This is a genomic window from Pseudomonas sp. Marseille-QA0892 (assembly GCF_054950135.1).
Genome location: NZ_CM143104.1, coordinates 1,196,250 through 1,213,358, shown reverse-complemented (window position 1 = coordinate 1,213,358; position 17,109 = coordinate 1,196,250). Strand labels below are relative to the sequence as shown.

Annotated in this window: 17 protein-coding genes and 1 tRNA gene; 9 read left to right on the top strand and 9 right to left on the bottom strand. The window is 60.6% G+C overall.

What is annotated here, in order from left to right; all coding sequences use genetic code 11:
- Positions 1-7: 7 nt before the first annotated feature.
- Together ACY8D3_RS05655 and moaB are read right to left on the bottom strand one after the other, a co-directional pair.
- On the bottom strand, positions 8-1,210 hold the full coding sequence (locus ACY8D3_RS05655) for a molybdopterin molybdotransferase MoeA (RefSeq protein ID WP_462382392.1): 1,203 nt from the start codon (positions 1,208-1,210) through the stop codon (positions 8-10).
- Positions 1,210-1,749, bottom strand: a complete 540-nt coding sequence (moaB, locus tag ACY8D3_RS05650; RefSeq protein WP_462382391.1) for a molybdenum cofactor biosynthesis protein B — start codon at positions 1,747-1,749, stop codon at positions 1,210-1,212. The genes ACY8D3_RS05655 and moaB overlap by 1 nt, the downstream gene beginning before the upstream one ends.
- 65 nt (positions 1,750-1,814) lie before the next feature.
- Here moaB and mobA point away from each other — a divergent pair, with 65 nt between their 5' ends.
- Together mobA and ACY8D3_RS05640 are read left to right on the top strand one after the other, a co-directional pair.
- Positions 1,815-2,414: a molybdenum cofactor guanylyltransferase MobA gene (mobA, locus tag ACY8D3_RS05645; RefSeq protein WP_462382389.1), complete on the top strand. Its 600-nt coding sequence runs from the start codon at positions 1,815-1,817 to the stop codon at positions 2,412-2,414.
- A 56-nt stretch (positions 2,415-2,470) separates the two neighbouring features.
- Positions 2,471-2,547 (top strand) — tRNA-Pro (locus ACY8D3_RS05640).
- Positions 2,548-2,698: 151 nt separating this feature from the next.
- Here ACY8D3_RS05640 and dinG read toward each other — a convergent pair.
- Positions 2,699-4,843 (bottom strand): ATP-dependent DNA helicase DinG, encoded by a 2,145-nt coding sequence (gene dinG, locus ACY8D3_RS05635; protein WP_462382387.1) that lies wholly within the window; start codon positions 4,841-4,843, stop codon positions 2,699-2,701.
- 87 nt (positions 4,844-4,930) lie between these two features.
- Here dinG and ACY8D3_RS05630 point away from each other — a divergent pair, with 87 nt between their 5' ends.
- Positions 4,931-5,374 (top strand): hypothetical protein, encoded by a 444-nt coding sequence (locus ACY8D3_RS05630; protein WP_462382385.1) that lies wholly within the window; start codon positions 4,931-4,933, stop codon positions 5,372-5,374.
- A gap of 255 nt (positions 5,375-5,629) precedes the next feature.
- On the top strand, positions 5,630-6,628 hold the full coding sequence (gene gap / locus ACY8D3_RS05625) for a type I glyceraldehyde-3-phosphate dehydrogenase (protein WP_462384258.1): 999 nt from the start codon (positions 5,630-5,632) through the stop codon (positions 6,626-6,628).
- A gap of 139 nt (positions 6,629-6,767) precedes the next feature.
- Here gap and ACY8D3_RS05620 read toward each other — a convergent pair whose 3' ends face one another.
- Both ACY8D3_RS05620 and ACY8D3_RS05615 read right to left on the bottom strand, forming a co-directional pair.
- Positions 6,768-7,274 (bottom strand): N-acetyltransferase family protein, encoded by a 507-nt coding sequence (locus ACY8D3_RS05620; RefSeq protein WP_462382384.1) that lies wholly within the window; start codon positions 7,272-7,274, stop codon positions 6,768-6,770.
- A 57-nt stretch (positions 7,275-7,331) separates the two neighbouring features.
- A complete protein-coding gene (locus ACY8D3_RS05615; protein ID WP_462382382.1) occupies positions 7,332-7,793 on the bottom strand; it encodes a MarR family winged helix-turn-helix transcriptional regulator in 462 nt (153 codons plus the stop codon).
- 123 nt (positions 7,794-7,916) lie between these two features.
- Here ACY8D3_RS05615 and ACY8D3_RS05610 point away from each other — a divergent pair, with 123 nt between their 5' ends.
- From ACY8D3_RS05610 to ACY8D3_RS05595, 4 genes are all read left to right on the top strand, one after another.
- The gene (locus tag ACY8D3_RS05610) at positions 7,917-9,689 is read left to right on the top strand and encodes an N-acetylglutaminylglutamine amidotransferase (protein ID WP_462382380.1); all 1,773 of its coding nucleotides are present in this window, start codon (positions 7,917-7,919) and stop codon (positions 9,687-9,689) included.
- A gap of 175 nt (positions 9,690-9,864) precedes the next feature.
- Positions 9,865-11,607, top strand: coding sequence for an N-acetylglutaminylglutamine synthetase (gene ngg / locus ACY8D3_RS05605; RefSeq protein WP_462382378.1), 1,743 nt, complete (start codon positions 9,865-9,867; stop codon positions 11,605-11,607).
- Positions 11,608-11,680: 73 nt separating this feature from the next.
- Positions 11,681-12,883, top strand: coding sequence for an osmoprotectant NAGGN system M42 family peptidase (locus ACY8D3_RS05600; RefSeq protein WP_462382376.1), 1,203 nt, complete (start codon positions 11,681-11,683; stop codon positions 12,881-12,883).
- A gap of 112 nt (positions 12,884-12,995) precedes the next feature.
- Entirely contained in the window at positions 12,996-13,226 is a 231-nt protein-coding gene (locus ACY8D3_RS05595; protein ID WP_462382375.1) for a YheU family protein, read from the top strand.
- A 6-nt stretch (positions 13,227-13,232) separates the two neighbouring features.
- On the opposite strand, the gene ACY8D3_RS05590 is transcribed toward ACY8D3_RS05595, so the two are convergent.
- Positions 13,233-13,565: a YnfA family protein gene (locus tag ACY8D3_RS05590; RefSeq protein WP_462382373.1), complete on the bottom strand. Its 333-nt coding sequence runs from the start codon at positions 13,563-13,565 to the stop codon at positions 13,233-13,235.
- Positions 13,566-13,579: 14 nt separating this feature from the next.
- The gene (locus ACY8D3_RS05585; RefSeq protein WP_462384256.1) at positions 13,580-14,719 is read right to left on the bottom strand and encodes an MFS transporter; all 1,140 of its coding nucleotides are present in this window, start codon (positions 14,717-14,719) and stop codon (positions 13,580-13,582) included.
- Positions 14,720-14,956: 237 nt separating this feature from the next.
- On the opposite strand from ACY8D3_RS05585, the gene ACY8D3_RS05580 reads away from it, so the two are divergent.
- Complete coding sequence (locus ACY8D3_RS05580; RefSeq protein ID WP_462382371.1) at positions 14,957-15,196, top strand: DUF2061 domain-containing protein; 240 nt, start codon at positions 14,957-14,959, stop codon at positions 15,194-15,196.
- 27 nt (positions 15,197-15,223) lie between these two features.
- On the opposite strand, the gene rimO is transcribed toward ACY8D3_RS05580, so the two are convergent.
- On the bottom strand, positions 15,224-16,549 hold the full coding sequence (rimO, locus tag ACY8D3_RS05575; protein WP_462382369.1) for a 30S ribosomal protein S12 methylthiotransferase RimO: 1,326 nt from the start codon (positions 16,547-16,549) through the stop codon (positions 15,224-15,226).
- Positions 16,550-16,691: 142 nt separating this feature from the next.
- Positions 16,692-16,994, bottom strand: a complete 303-nt coding sequence (locus ACY8D3_RS05570; protein WP_462382367.1) for a hypothetical protein — start codon at positions 16,992-16,994, stop codon at positions 16,692-16,694.
- Positions 16,995-17,109: the final 115 nt, after the last annotated feature.

The following is a 17,109-nucleotide window of genomic DNA, read 5'->3' as shown; positions in this document are numbered from 1 at the left end:
GCTGCGATCAGTTCATCAACTCACTGAAAGGGATAAAGCGAATGCGCTCCCCTGACCTCGGCGCAGTGCCTTCACGGACCTCAGCCAGCCCGTCAGCCCAGCTCGCGCTAAGCAACACGCCGGAACTCTGATTCTGGTAAGGGACCGCCTTGCCGTTCTCCAACCGCGCTCGCAGAAACTCCCGTCGGCCGCCTGCCTTGGGCCAATCGAACCCCGCCGGCACTTCGAATGCCAGCGGGTCAACGCGCGAGCAGCCCAAGCGACGCAACAGGTAGGGCCTTGCCAACAGACCGAAGGTCACCAGCGTGGACGCAGGGTTACCGGGCAGGCCAATCACCGGCGTGCCTCGATAGTGTCCACATGTCAGCGGCTTGCCCGGTTTTATCGCGAGCTTCCAGAACGCCAGCTCGCCAGCCTCCCTCAGCGCCAGCCCGAGGAAGTCAGCCTCGCCGACCGATACGCCGCCCGTCGACAGGATTAGATCGGCCTGTCCCAGATCCGCGAGCGCCTTGCGCGTCAGATCAAGGTCGTCCGGAAGAATCCCGGCATCGATCACCTCGCAGCCCAAGCGCTTGAGCCATGCGCCAAGTAGATGCCTGTTGCTGTTGTATATCTGTCCGGGAGCAAGTTGTGCGCCTGGCTCTACCAGCTCATCACCCGTCGACACCACGGCCACCCGAGGCCGTTTTATGACCTTGAGCGAAGCGATGCCGAGTGAAGCCACCAGTCCAATCTCGACCGGCCCCAGCCGAGCGCCAGCCTCGAGTACCCGGTCGCCAGTCCGCGTCTCCTGCCCCTGAGGGCGAATGTTCTGACGCGGGCGAACAGCCTGCAGGAAACGAACGCAGCCGTCCGCTTCCACGATACAGTTCTCCTGCATCTCGACAGCGTCGGCGCCTTCAGGTATCGGCGCGCCAGTGAAGATACGCGCGCAGGTGCCTGGCTGGAGCTTCACAGGCGCTGAGCCCGCCATGATCCGCTGGCTTACAGGGAGCGGCGTATCGCCGATATCAGCCAGCCGTACCGCATAGCCATCCATTGCGCTGTTATCCCACGGCGGAAGATCCAGCCCTGCTGTCAGGCTCTCGGCCAGTACTCGCCCGTCTGCCTCGGCCAGGGAGACCATGTCTTCCTCGAGCAGGGGCGATGCCGCCGCCAGATCCAACAGCCGTCCCAGTGCTTCTTCCAGCGAGATCAGTCCGTTTGCCATCAGCCGCGCGTCTCGCAAGCGTCGAGCTTCTTGAGGTGCGGTACGAAGTTGCAGGGGCGATGACGGGAGTCGAGCTGCTCGGCAAGAATGCCATCCCAGGCCGTACGACACGCATTTGTCGAGCCGGGCATGCAGCACACCAACGTTCCGTTGGAAAGGCCCGCCAGTGCGCGCGACTGGACAGTAGACGTGCCGATGTCGGCTACCGAAATCTGACGGAACAGTTCACCGAACCCATCGACTGTCTTGTCGAGCAGGCAGGCAACCGCTTCGGGCGTGCTGTCACGGCCCGTAAATCCGGTCCCGCCCGTGATCAGGACGACTTGAATGGCATCACTGGCAATCCAGGTCGCAACCTGCGCGCGGATCTTGTACAGATCGTCCTTGAGCAGAACACGCTCGGCCAGAATATGGCCGGCCTCACCAAGGCGATCGACCAGCAACTGGCCAGATGTATCAGTCTCAGTGGTACGGGTATCGCTCACGGTCAGGACAGCGATGGCCAAGGGCACGAAGACGGCGTCTGGCTTGGTACTCATGTTGGATAACCCACTTGTTGATCGGGAAAGGCCGGTGTTATACCACAGGCCTTCCGGCGGAGATCATGATGCAAGACAACACCTTCCCACCCTGCTCCGTGCTCATACTGGCAGGCGGACGCGGGCAGCGAATGGGTGGACGAGACAAGGGGCTGGTCGAATGGAAAGGCCGTCCATTGGTGGCCTGGATACATGATCATGTCCGGCCGCAGACCGATGATCTGATCATTTCATGCAACCGCAACGCGGACCGTTATGCCGACTATGCCGACACGCTCGTGCGGGACGATTCCCCTGACTTCCCTGGCCCAATGGCAGGCATCCGCGCGGGGCTGGCGGCCGCACGTCACAAGCACCTGCTCGTATTGCCCTGCGATGCCCCCAAGGTTGACGACTCGCTGATCGGCGCGCTTCGGACGCATACGGGAGATCGCCCTGTCATCATCCGTCAGGCCGGCTACTGGCAGCCGATGTTCTGCCTCCTGCCAACCCTTTTGACGGATGCCATGAACCGCGCATGGGCTCAGGGTGAGCGCAGCCCACAGCGGGTGCTACGCGATTTTGACCCGATCCCCGTGGACTGTCTGGAAGACGACCCACGTCTGGCCAATTTCAACAGCCCCGAGCTGCTGGCATTGCCCGACGGTAACGAGCAGAGCGGCTAATTTCCGAGTAACCGCTTGTGCAACAAAAGTTTTTCAGTAAAATGCCGCCCAATCTTCGGAGCGTAGCGCAGCTTGGTAGCGCGTCTCGTTCGGGACGAGAAGGTCGCTGGTTCGAATCCAGTCGCTCCGACCAAATCCCGAAAGGTCCATGACCTTTCATGAAAAAACCGGCCTCGTGCCGGTTTTTTCGTTTCTGCTCTGATCCTACTGCGCTACAGCGCATGGCTTGCCTCGCTGGGCAGCGTGGCTGCTTACCGCCCGCCACCCTAGGACGACATTCTCGATCAGCCTATCTCGCGCCGGAACGGCGGCAATGCATTGAGAATGGCCTTGCCGTAGCGCTGTGTGACCACTCTTCGATCCAGCAAGGTAATTGTCCCGCGATCTGCTTCAGTTCGCAGCAAACGCCCGCAGGCCTGGACCAGGCGCAACGAGGCGTCCGGCACCGCAATTTCCATGAATGGGTTGCCGCCACGGGCCTCGATCCATTCGGCCAGGGCTGCTTCGACCGGGTCGTCTGGAACGGCGAACGGAATCTTGGCAATCACGACGTGCTCGCAATACGCGCCCGGTAAATCGACGCCTTCCGCAAAGCTCGCCAGGCCGAACAAAACGCTTTCCTGGCCATCATCGACACGGGACTTGTGCTTGTTAAGTGTTTCCTGCTTCGAGAGGTTGCCCTGAATCAGCACTCGCTTGCGCCAGTCCCGATCCAGTCCGTCGAAAACATCCTGCATCTGGCGGCGCGAAGAGAACAGCACCAGCGTGCCACGCGCGCCCTGGACCAGATTGGGAAGCTCACGGACGATAGCTGCTGTATGTGCCGCCGCATCGCGAGGGTCGGCTTGCAGGTTAGGTACCCGTAATACACCGGCGTCCGCATGATGGAATGGGCTGGGTACGACATTGGTAACGGTTGCCTTTGGCAGCCCTGCCCGCATGCGGAACCGATCGAAACTATTGAGCGCTGTCAGCGTGGCCGACGTCACCACGGCGCCGTAAGCAACGTTCCAGAGATTACGACGCAGCGTTTCTGCCGCGAGAATAGGGCTCGCATTGACTTCGATGTCGTAAAGCGAGCCGCTTTCGGCAAGCGTCATCCAGCGCGCCATGGGCGGGCTGTCCTCGGGATCTTCCACCGTGAATGCAGTCCACAGCTCCCAGCTGCCGCTAGCCCGGGACAGCAGACTACCAAAGAGTGGATACCACTCCTCCGCCTGATGACTGGCGATGCCCACGCTGACTTCGCCATCCATGGCTTCCTTCAACAGTTCGGTCAACCGGGTGAACAGGTCCACCAGCTTGGCGAACCCTTTCTTGAGTTCGATACCCAGCTCGCGAAGGTGCTCGGGCACCAGGCCGCCCTCGAAACGATGGCGTGGCCGCTCACGGCCTTCCATGTCCTCGCCGGCGCGGAAATCGGCAACCTGTTCACATGCATTGAACATGAACTGGGTCTGGGTACGCAGATCCCGGGCCAACTCCGGCACGCCCTCGACCAGGCGGCCAAGCTCACCCGGCATCGGATGCTGGGCGAGCAGCTTGGTCAGGTTTTTCTCGACCTGTCCCAACCAGTCCGCCGTTGAACGCAGGCGGGTGAAATGAGCGAAGTGTCCGATGGCCTTGTCCGGAAGGTGGTGGCCCTCGTCGAACACGTACAAGGTTTCGCGCGGATCCGGCAATACGGCGCCGCCGCCAAGGGCAAGGTCCGCCAGCACCATGTCGTGATTGGTCACGATCACGTCGACCTTGGTCATCCCTTCACGTGCGCGGTAGAACGCGCATTGCTGGAAATTGGGGCAATGCCGGGTGGTGCACTGGCTATGGTCAGTCGTCAATCGCGCCCAGTCGGCGTCTTCCAGCGCCTGCGGCCAGCTGTCCCTGTCACCATCCCATCGATTGCCGGCGAGCTTCTCGACCATGTCAGTGAACAGCTTCTGGCTCCGCTCATCGACATCGATGCGGAAGCCCTCTTCCTCGAAAAGTTGGGCGGTTGCACTTTGCGCCTGACCTTCCTGAAGAAGCATGTCGAGCTTGGACAGGCAAAGGTAGCGACCTCGGCCCTTGGCTAGCGCGAAGCTGAAGCTCAGACCACTGTTGCGCATCAGGTCTGGCAGGTCCTTGTTGACGATCTGTTCCTGCAACGCCACCGTTGCCGTTGCGATCACCAGGCGCTTCTCGGCGGCCCTGGCGATGGGAATGGTGGCCATGGCATACGCGACGGTCTTGCCGGTGCCGGTGCCCGCTTCGACCGCGACCACAGCCGGGTCGCCATCGCGCTGCCCTTCGTCGTTGTGCTTGATACCGCCGAGCGCCTTGGCCACTTCTGCGATCATCAGCCGCTGGCCGTAGCGTGGCTTGAGCCCCTTGGCTTCGAGAAAGCGCGAGTAGGCGCCCTGGATCTGGGTCTTTAATTCGGGGCTGAGCATGGGCGAAAAGCCTGGATAAATTTTCAGTACTGCGAATGGCCGGCTATGATAGCGCGCGATTCACGGACCGCCAGCGGAGAATGCCCAATGACCTTCCTGAGCCTGCTTATCGTGGCGCACATCGCAGCGCTCCTCGGCTGGTCAGTACTGACTGGCGGTCTCAGCTGGCGTCTTTTGCGAGCATCGCGCACCGCGCTTGAGCCTGGTGCAGCGCTGGATCGTTTTTTTGCTCAAGGCCTGCCGGTCGCTGCCCTGCTCATCGTCACGGGCGTCCTTCTTTTCAATACCTTCTACCGCAGTATCGATACCGTACCGCGCTACGTGCAGTTCGCCATCGGTCTTTACATCGCTTCGCTTGCGCTCGGCCTTCGGCTTCGTCTACTGCAACGCCCGGCGCTTCAACGCGCTATCGAAGCAAATGATCGGCCGCTGGTGCGTCAGATCACGCTCCGCACCGCACAGGTCGCGACGACGCTAACCCTGCTTTCCCTCGCCATCCTCTTCGCTGTGCTCTACATGCCCGGTGGCTAAAACGTCGGAAACCTCATGAGCAGGCTGCAGAACGTCTACGCTGAGGCGTGAGCCAGCGTTGGAGCGTGTGGCCAGATGACAGCCGCTTCATGATCGAACCGACAGTGGTTACTGAATTCACCACGGACCCTACGCCCTGATGCGGAAGCAGAATCCGCGATTCAGCAAACCGGTGACTCGCCGGTCAGTCTTCTCGAACTCCACCGGCAAGGTGTTTCCTAAATCAGACAGTCAACGACCAGAGGAGAGGCTTACATACTTCGCATCGCACTCAATGGCTACGGTCGCATCGGCCGTGCAATACTGCGCACGTTCTTCGAACGCGGTCTACACGATTCCATTCGGATCGAAGCCATCAACGACCTCGGCAATCCGCAGTCATTGCTGCAACTGACCCGCTTCGACTCGACCTTCGGCCGCTTCACAAACGATATCCGCCTCGATGGCGATACGCTCTATGTCCGTGACCAACCGATTCGCCTGCTGAGCAACAAGGAACCCAGCGAACTGCCATGGGGCGACATGGGCATCGACGTCGTTCTCGAATGCACGGGCCGGTTCAAGAAACGTGAGCAAGCCGAAGCGCATGTCACGGCGGGTGCCAAGCGCGTGCTGCTGGCGCACCCCATGGACACTGCCGATCTGACGGTCGTCTATGGGGTTAACCACGAGCAACTGGGCGACCAGAAGATCGTATCGAATGCCTCGTGCACAACGAACTGCCTGGCCCCGCTGGCCAAGGTGCTTCACGAATCCGTGGGCATACGCCAAGGTCTGATGACGACCGTCCATTCCTATACCAACGACCAGAGCCTGTTGGACAAGGACCATGGCGACCCCTACCGCTCCCGGGCGGCTGCACTGTCGATGATCCCGACGACGACGGGCGCTGCGAAGACGATCGGCCTGGTTCTGCCGGAACTGGGTGGTCGGCTGGATGGGATGGCAGTCCGCGTCCCCACGCCAAACGTTTCGCTTGTCGACTTGTGCTTCAACGCCGAACGTCCCTGTGACCGGCACGCCATCGACGAGGCATTACGCGCCGGCGCTGCGAAGCTGCCCAAGGGCGTAATGGAGTGCAACGAGCTGCCGCTCGTATCCAGCGACTTCAATGGCTATCCGATTTCCTGTGTCGCTGATCTCAACCACACGCGTGTCCATGGCGATCTGGTGAAGGTGCTGGCGTGGTATGACAACGAGTGGGCATTCTCCAATCGCATGCTCGATGTCGTCCGCGCCTGGACGAAAGCCTAGGCTCTGTACGAAAAGTGCCTGCGCTCGGTGATGCTTCGTTAAAAACGGGTTCGGAATGCTCATTTACAGCACGTAAACACCGCTTCCTCACCCGTTTTTGCCTCGCCTGACCTTCGCTCGACGACTTCTCGTGCAGAAGCTAGTTCGTCGAAAGGCGGCACACGGTCGTGCGCTGTGTGCCGTTCGGACGCTTGGCCGGGTCATCGTAGGTTTCGACCTCGACGAACCCGGCCTTCTTCATCATGCCGGCTGATGCGGCATTGTCCGCATGGCGGTCAATATAGATGTCGTCTACGCCGCGTTTGCGAATGTCCTGCACGACCGCACGCAGCAGCTCTGCGCCTAGTCCTTTCCCGGCAAACGCGCTGTCCACGACAGCCTCGCAGACATAGGCGTGTGCGGGCCGACCCGGAGGTTGGTGGCGAGTGAATTCACTGGACGCAGGCTGATAGCTGATGAAGCCTGCCAAGGCACCACCGTCGGCTTCGGCAATCATCGCTTCGATGCGACCACTACCGATTTCAGCCAAGTGGGCGCGCACGGGAGCTTCAGGCAGGTAATTCCACGGATTTGGGCCGTGTTCAAAGAGGCACACAGCAAGAACTTCGACATCTTGGACAGTGGCCATTCGGAAAGTGAAATTCATGGGTGGGCCTCGGGACTCCATTTGCAGGTCGCTTGAGCATAACGGCCTGCCGACTACTCACTCCAGCGCCGGCTCTCCGAACAGGTCCGCAGCACGAAGCAGCGCAGCCAGCAACGCATGTCGCTCCCAATCAGGCAGGGCCTTGAAGCGTTCCAGCCCGTGGCGAGGCAGCAGCGGTGGCGCTTCCGAAAGTGCGGTCCTTCCCTCCTCGGCCAGATAGAGCCACTGCTTGCGCCGGTCCCGCTCGTCGCGCTCGCGAGAAATCATGCCGCGGGCCACGAGGCGATCGAGCACGCCCGAGAGCGAAGCTTGCGAGAGGCTCACCAGCCCAGCCAACTGGCTTGCGGTGAGTTGTTCCTCTGCCGCCAGCACCTGAAGAATGAGGAGTTGAAGCGGTGTGAGACCGCCATACTTCGCCAACTGTTTGGTGTGCACTTCCAGTGACTGCTGCAACCGGCGCAGCGCCTGGTAAATGGACAGCTCAGCGGTCTTGGAAAACGCATCGATACTTTCAGTCATAACCTTTATTACAAGCGGACAGCCTGTCGAGCGGCATTGATTGCCGAGAACTCCTTTGACCTGAAAGTGTCTTGTTTGTTTAGGTATATATAGAAACTTCCCCAACGGAGAACCGGTAAGGATATGTGCGGCATAGCAGGAGAACTTCGATTCGATCAGCGCCCGAGCGACCTGTCCGCGGTCGAGCGCATCACCCATCAACTGGAATCGCGCGGGCCCGATGCCTGCGGTTTCCATAGCAGCGGCCCGCTCAGTTTCGGTCATCGACGTCTGAAGATCATGGATCTGGAAGACGCGTCCGGCCAGCCCATGATCGATTCCGAGCTGGGTTTGTCGATGGTCTTCAATGGCGCCATCTACAACTATCCCGAAATCCGCGCCGAGCTCGAGGCGAAGGGCTATCGATTCTTCTCGAGCGGCGACACCGAAGTCCTGCTCAAGGCCTACCACGCCTGGGGCGAGGCGATGCTACCCAAGCTAAACGGCATGTTCGCCTTCGCGATCTGGGAGCGGGACCGCCGCCAGATGTTCATCGCGCGCGACCGTCTCGGCGTGAAGCCGCTCTACTACTCGCTGACGAATGATCGCCTGCGTTTCGCTTCTGCTCTTCCTGCCCTGCTGGCGGGCGGCGATATCGACAAGTCGATCAACCCGATCGCGCTCAACCACTACATGAGCTTCCATGCGGTCGTTCCTGCACCACATACCCTCATCACCGGCATCCAGAAGCTGCCGCCAGCGACTTGGATGCGTGTCGATGCTTCGGGTCGTACCGAGCAGAAGTGCTGGTGGACTCTGGATTACGGCCCCCGCCCCGAAGAGCAGGGCTACGATTTCAATGAATGGCAAACCCAGGTACTGGATACGATGCGCGAGGCGGTCGCGATCCGTCAGCGCGCCGCTGTAGACGTGGGGGTATTGCTTTCTGGCGGGGTAGATTCCAGCTTGCTGGTAGGCTTGCTGCGCGAAGCGGGCGCTGCAGACAATTTGCTGACCTTCTCCATCGGCTTCGAAGACGCAGGCGGCGAACGCGGCGACGAGTTCCGCTATTCCGACCTCATCGCACAGCACTACCAGACGCGCCACCACCAGCTCCGTATCAAGGAGCACGAGATTCTCGAACAGCTGCCTGCAGCCTTCCGTGCCATGAGCGAACCGATGGTCAGCCATGACTGCATCGCGTTCTACCTGCTGTCACGCGAAGTCAGCAAGCATTGCAAGGTGGTACAGAGCGGCCAGGGTGCCGACGAGCTGTTTGCAGGCTATCACTGGTATCCGCAGGTCGACGGCGCATCCGATCCGGTTGCTGCCTACCTGTCCGCCTTCCGCGATCGTGATTTCGACGAGTATGCGCGTACCGTCCAGTCGAAATGGGTGAGCGAAGACTACTCCGGCGACTTCGTCCGCAACCACTTCGCGCAAGCCGGCGCTGACGCCGCGGTCGACAAGGCGCTGCGGATCGACAGTACCGTGATGCTGGTGGATGACCCGGTGAAGCGGGTCGACAACATGACGATGGCATGGGGCCTGGAGGCGCGCACGCCATTCCTGGACTACCGCGTTGCCGAACTCTCTGCACGCATTCCTGCCCAGTTCAAGCTGCCCGACGGCGGCAAGTATGTACTGAAGGAAGCTGCGCGCCGCGTGATTCCTGCGGAAGTCATCGATCGCCCGAAAGGCTATTTCCCCGTGCCCGGCCTGAAGCACCTGCAAGGTGCAACACTGAGCTGGGTGCGTGACCTGCTTCTCGACCCGAGCCAGGACCGTGGCCTGTTCAATCGTCAGCAGATCGATGCATTGATTGCCAATCCCGACGGGCAGCTGACCCCGCTACGCGGTTCGAAACTTTGGCAACTCGCAGCACTCAACTTATGGATGAAGGAACACGGCCTTTGAACCGGTCAGGCGTCCGACGCCCCGCGTCCGACGCCTGCGTAACGACGCCCGGCGTAACGTCGAATGCCTCGCCATGTGATGGCGGGTAACGCGCCAGCAACGCGTGATTGAATCCAGACGGCTATTCGCACGATCGATAGCCGTCACCGCTCGGAGAGCGGATCAGGAGGGTGGAATGCAAAAGTCACATGCCTATGGCCAACGTTTACTGCGTGGCCAGGCCCCGTCCTATCAACGCCTTCAGGCCCGTTATGCCGAAGGTGGTGGCGAGGACCCAGGCGCCCCAGTGGCGCTGCACTGTGGATGGGGGCGGCTACTGGTCGGCCATACGTATCCGAACCCTGCCGACCTTGCGGCCGACCTACTTGAAGAAGATCCCGGCATGCGCGATATCGCGCTGTATGTCGCACAGCCTCAACAGGTGTTGGCGCATGCGCCCCAGCAACTCTTTCTTGATCCGTCCGACACGCTTCGCCTGTGGTTCAGCGACTACCGCCCGGCTCGCCGTCCGTTTCGTGGCTTCCACATTCGCCGCGTTCAGAACGACACCGAGTGGGCGTCCGTTAACCGGCTTTACCAGACGCGTGGGATGATGCAGGTCGATCCCAAGCAGATCACGCCCCGTGAAGAAGGCGGGCCGGTCTACTGGATAGCCGAAGACGTGGACAGCGGACATGCGCTTGGCACCGTGATGGGGCTGAATCATCACGAAGCTTTCAACGACCCGGAGAACGGATCTAGCCTGTGGTGCCTCGCGGTCGATCCGCAGTGCCAGCGTCCGGGTGTTGGCGAAGCCCTGGTTCGCCACCTTATAGAGCATTACCAGTCCCGCGGGCTGGCCTATCTCGACCTTTCCGTATTGCATGACAACAGGCAGGCGAAGGCGCTTTATACAAAGCTCGGCTTCCGCGACCTGCCCACCTTTACCGTCAAACGCAAGAACATGATCAACCAGTCCCTGTTCATCGGGCCTGGGCCGAAGGCCGAACTGAACCCCTACGCACGCATCATCGTCGATGAGGCAAGCCGCCGAGGCATTGAAGTGCAAGTGGACGATGCCGAGGGTGGGCTCTTCACCCTGATTCATGGCGGACGTCGCATTCGCTGCCGTGAGTCCCTGTCGGACCTGACGAGCTCGGTCAGCATGACGTTATGTCAGGACAAGCGCCTGACACACCGCTATCTGAAGGCCGCCGGCCTGATGCTGCCTGCTCAACAGCTGGCTGGAGATGATGCAGACAACCTGGCATTCCTTGAGACGCACAAGCGTGTCGTGGTGAAGCCCGTGGATGGTGAACAGGGACAGGGCGTTGCCGTCGACCTGAGCACCCCAGAAGAAATGCAGGCAGCCATCGAGAACGCACGGCAGTTCGACAGCCGGGTGTTGCTGGAAAGTTTCCACGAAGGCAACGACTTGCGAATTCTGGTGATCGGTTTCGAAGTGGTCGCCGCTGCCATTCGGCGCCCTGCGTCGGTCATCGGCGATGGCCGCAATACCATTCGCAAACTCATCGAGACCCAAAGCCGGCGTCGCCAAGCCGCCACAGGCGGCGAGAGCCGTATTCCTATGGACGGCGAAACGGAGCGCACGCTCCGGGCTGCAGGTTACGATTACGACACGGTGCTCTCCGAAGGCGAATACCTGGCAGTCCGCCGGACGGCCAACCTGCACACCGGCGGTATCTTGGAAGACGTGACCGACAAACTGCACCCGACACTCGTCGACGCCGCAGTGCGTGCAGCACGCGCGCTGGAGATCCCGATGGTTGGCCTGGATTTGCTGGTCAAGGACGCGGAACAACCGGACTACGTATTCATTGAAGCCAACGAACGCGCCGGGCTCGCGAACCACGAACCCCAGCCGACAGCGGAGCGCTTCGTCGACTTGCTCTTTCCTCTGAGCAAAGCACCGCAATAATCTTCCCTTCCCCTTTCTCCTGCCGGCTCACCCGTCACGGGCGAGCCGGCGCGCATTTCCAAGGAGACGTGGCATGAGTAACCTTCCCGAACCCGATCTGAATTATCTGCAGCAGACCCTGCTGGAGATGCTGGCCATTCCCAGCCCGACCGGCTTTACCGACACCATCGTTCGATACGTCGCAGAGCGCCTGGACGAACTTGGCATCGAATACGAGTTGACCCGACGCGGCACCATCCGCGCTACGGTCAAGGGCCGCACCAACTCACCGGACCGAGCTGTTTCGGCGCACCTCGATACCATTGGCGCTGTTGTACGCAGCATCAAGGACAACGGCCGCCTTACACTGGCGCCCATCGGTACCTGGTCCAGCCGCTTCGCCGAAGGCAGCCGTGTAAGCCTGTTTACCGACCAAGGCGTCATTCGCGGTAGCGTGTTGCCCCTGCTGGCATCCGGTCATGCGTTCAATACCGAAGTCGACACGATGCCCATCAGTTGGGAGCACATCGAGGTACGCCTCGATGCCTACACGGCGAGCCGCGCCGACAGCGAGAGCCTGGGCGTGGCGGTCGGTGACTACATCGCGTTCGATCCGCTGCCGGAGTTCACCGAAAGTGGGCACATCAGCGCACGTCACCTCGACGACAAAGCTGGAGTTGCCGCCCTGCTCACTGCATTGAAGGCGGTTAAGGACAGCGGCCAGGAGCCGTATATTGATTGCCATCCCCTGTTTACCATCACCGAAGAGGTCGGGTCCGGTGCGGCTGCCGCGCTACCCTGGGATGTGAGCGAGTTCGTCGGCATCGACATTGCACCCGTCGCAACCGGCCAACACTCGAGCGAACACGCTGTCAGCGTCGCGATGCTGGATTCAGGCGGGCCTTATGACTACCACCTTTCCCGCCATCTGCTGAAGCTAGGCGAACAGTTCAGCATCCCCACCCGGCGCGATCTGTTTCGCTACTACCACAGCGATGCGCAGTCCGCCGTGGCAGCAGGTCATGATATTCGCACAGCACTTCTCGCCTTCGGCTGCGACGCGACCCACGGCTATGAACGTACCCATCGCGACAGCCTGGTGGCCCTTACCCGGCTTATTGCGGCCTACATGCTGAGCCCGCCGGTGTTCGCCAGCGACGCCCATACGTGCCAGGCATCGCTCGAACCGTTCAGCCATCAGCTCGAACACGATGCCCAGATGGAGAGCGATACCCGTGTGCCGGCGGTCGATACACTGGTAGGCCGCGGAGAGAGCGACGGCGACCGGAAAAACTGACCATAGGTCAGCCCCGGCGGACTGGTTCCGCCGGGGCTCTCATGCGTCGGAAGTGATAACTGGCTCACGGCAAGTCAGGCATACTTCGCCGCCGATCGAACCGAGTAATACGATGCTCGTCCCCTACGACATGCTGGATCCGGAAACCCTCACCCGCCTTATCGAGGACTTCGTGACGCGCGAAGGTACCGACAACGGCGACGAAACGGACCTGCCCACACGCGTCCAGCGCGTCATGCATGCTCTCAAGCGAAAGGAGGCTTTCATTGCCTTCGACCCAGACAGCCAGCAGTGCCAATTGGTCCACCGCCGAGACATACCGCCGGAGTGGCTAGAGGAATAGCCCGCGTCAGCCTTGGCTGAAACGCGGGCCGAATAGCACGATACTGGCACCAATAACGCAAAGCGCCGCGCCCAGCAGGTCGCTCCCCAACGGCCGCGTCTTCTCAATGACAGCCAACCAGCCGACAGACGCAACCACGTAGATTCCCCCATACGCTGCATACGCCCGCCCGGCGTATGCAGCCTCTACGCGTGTCAGCAGCAGCGCGAAAAGCATCAGGCTCAGAAGCCCGGGCACTACCCACCAGGCGGTCTTACCCAGACGAAGCCAGAGGTAGAATGCGTAGCAGCCTGCGATCTCGAACAGCGCGGCGGAAAGAAACCAGATGTAATTAAGCAAGGCATTCCTCCGGCTCAAGCCCGGTCGGCGTTTGATGGCGCCCGATTATGCCCGAGACGGGTGGCCAGGATCGCCATGCCGGTGGCCATGGTGGTCAGCACGGCGAATGGCAGTACATAGGAGCCGGCGATATCCCGCCCAAATCCGGCCAGTACGGGTGCAAAGCACGCGATGCAATAGCCGGCGCCGAGCATCATGGCTGTCCAACGGCTCACGGCCATCGGAGACTCAGCCTCATGCATGGGCAGCAGGAGCGAGAGCGAAAACGAACCGGTAGCGGACATGCCCATCAGCACGGCCCACAGCTCAGGCACGATAAGCGGAAAGAAGGTGATCATTGCCAGACATACCGCAGTCGTGCTGCCACATGCGACCAGCAGGATGTGCCGAGGCACCAGGCGGTGCGCCAGCCATGGAATGATGAAGGAAGCCGGAAGGCCCACCAGCATGAACAGGCTGAACAGAGCATTGCTACGCAATGGACTCAAGCCGGCTTCTCCATACCGTGCGACCAACCACGTTGCCAGCGCGTAGAACGTACCCGCCTGCAGCGAAAAATAGATCGTGATGAGCCACGCGCGCCGGTGCCGCCACGGCAGGCCTGTGCTTTCGCCTGCGCTGGCCGGGTCATTCGTATTGCCCACGATACACCAGAGTGCAAAGGCGATAATGCCTGGCAATGCCCACACCGCAAGGCCGAGCGTCCAGCTGTCGCCAAACCCGTGTGTGACAGGTGTGGTGAGCACCGCGCCCGCACTGCCACCGATCGCCATGCTCAACGAATACCAGCCCACCACTCGCCCGGACTGCTCACGAAAATGCCGTTTGATAAACCCGGCAAGCAGCGGCCCGATGACAGCGATCGCCATGCCAAGCAACGCCGCGCTGATGATCAACAGCGCGCTGTTTTTCCCGCCGAGCCGGAGCGAGAGCGCAAATCCAAGCAGCGCAAGGCATCCCATGATCGTGCGCTCGAGACCAAATCGCAGGGCGAGCCGTGGCGCCATCGGAGCCAATAGGCCCATGCAGAGCACAGGTAAAGCCGTAGTCAGGCTGATCACGCCGCGCCCCAGCGAAAGGTCCGCCGCTATCCGCTCGATCAAGGGTGCAAGGGACGTGATTCCGGGGCGTAGGTTGATAGCTGCCAGAATCATGGCAAATAGTGGGAGCAAAGGAAGCGGCGTTTTCACAGGCAATCCGTACGAAAGGCAGCCGCCTACCTTAGGAGAGCTTGGACCCGCGTTCAACGCGATGCGGTACAGAGATTCGGAACAATCCGTTCCCTGAAGCAGCGATTGAAGGAATCGATTAGAGCTATGTGGATCGATTATTTTTGCCTAGCGGATGAGAACCGTAACCTGGCCTGGAATCATTCTCATCGAGAAAGCATCATGCTGAAGACACTGACGTTCACTATTATGCACTTCTGCATCGCCTTTACAGTGGCTTATCTCTTGACGGGCAGCATTGGAATCAGCGGACTGGTCGCTGTGGTCGAACCGCTATGCAACTCGGTGGGCTTCTACTTTCACGAGAAGGTATGGAAGCGCATTGAGGGGCGACGTGAGGATCCCGTAACCGTGCCTCCGTGCAGCAAGCCCGCCATGCTGTGCTGCCGCCATAGCTTTTAAGCCGTGGCGGCATTCTCCTGAAAGCGGTTAGGCCGGCTCTGCCCACATGTCGTATTCGTCCGCGTCGACAATACGCACCTTGATGCGGTCGCCGGGCTGCATGTCCGTTCCTGCAATGAACACGCTGCCATCGATTTCAGGCGCGTCGGCATAGGAGCGTGCCACGGCCCCTTCATGGTCGACTTCGTCGATCAAGACTTCGAGCTCCTGGCCTATGCGGCGCTGCAAGCGTGCCGCACTGATTGCCTGCTGGTGAGCCATGAAACGATCCCAACGATCCTGCTTCACGTCGTCAGGAACAGGGTCCAGACCAAGCTCGTTGGCGGGCGCGCCTTCCACTGGCGAGTACTGGAAACACCCCACCCGATCCAGCTGAGCCTCCGTGAGCCAATCCAGCAGGTATTGGAAATCCTCCTCGCTTTCGCCCGGAAAACCGACAATGAACGTTGAGCGGATGATCAGTTCAGGACATTGCTCACGCCACTGCTTAACACGGGCAAGGGTGCGGTCCTCGAACGCGGGTCGCTTCATCGCCTTCAGGACTTTCGGGCTGGCATGCTGGAATGGGATGTCCAGGTAAGGCAGCACCTTCCCTTCCGCCATCAGCGGGATGATTTCATCGACATTAGGATAGGGATAGACGTAATGCAGCCGGACCCAAACGCCCAAGCTCGACAGCGCCTCGCACAACTCCTTCATCCGCGTCTTGACCGGGCGGCCGTTCCAGAAATCGGTCTTGTACTTGAGATCGACCCCATAGGCACTGGTGTCCTGGGAGATGACCAGAATCTCCTTCACACCGGCCTTCACCAATCGCTCGGCCTCGTTCAGGACATCACCGACGGGACGGCTGACCAGCTTGCCACGCATGGAGGGAATGATGCAGAAGCTGCAGCTGTGGTTGCAGCCCTCTGAAATCTTGAGATAAGCGTAGTGCCGCGGCGTCAACTTGACCCCCTGCGGCGGAACGAGATCTATAAGGGGGTTATGCTCGGTCTTCGGAGGGATGACTTCATGGACCGCATTGACGACTTGCTCATACTGCTGTGGGCCGGTGACTGCCAGCACATTAGGGTGAACATTGCGGATAGCGCCCTCTTCCACCCCCATGCACCCGGTCACGATGACCTTGCCGTTCTCTGCGATCGCCTCGCCGATGACGTCCAATGACTCTGCCTTGGCGCTATCAATGAAGCCGCAGGTATTGACCACGACCACATCGGCATCCTGATAGGTCGGCACGACCTCGTAGCCTTCCATACGCAGTTGCGTGAGGATTCGCTCGGAATCGACCAGGGCCTTCGGACAGCCAAGGCTGACGAAACCAACTTTCGGGGTGGGGGAAATAGACATGGTGGCTAACCTCAGCGGACGCTCACTGAGGCGCCCTTGATCAAAAAGTGCGCAATTCTAGCGATGCGTCGGACATCTGAGAAGAGCCTGCCGCTATTTGTTAGCAACCGGTCGGCAACTGGGATGAAGCGAACCGAAGGGCTCAGTTCGCGCGCTGCATCCGCTCGATGATTTGGGCCGTCGTACGCTCGGCCTTTGCCTCGGCAGTGAGTTCCTTGGCCATCATTCCAAGCACAAGCGTGAGGCTGTTGCGGCCATCCACGCTGAGCCGCTCCCACTCCGCGATCATCGTATCGAAGAGCAACGCACCGGTGCGTGCCGGGGAGAACTCGGGAACATCCTCGTGCTGAACAGCCCGGGATATGATCATCAACAACTCACGCTCGGTCATGGGTACCACAATGAAGTCGGGGACCGTCTCGGCCGGTGGAACCGGCAGGTCCATGTAGAGAAACCGGGCTCGCCGCTCATTGGATACCCGGCCGCGCGTCAACGCGAATCATGGCAGAATGCCGTACGCCCCTGCGCGTCGTCCACCTGGAATTGACCAATGGTACGAC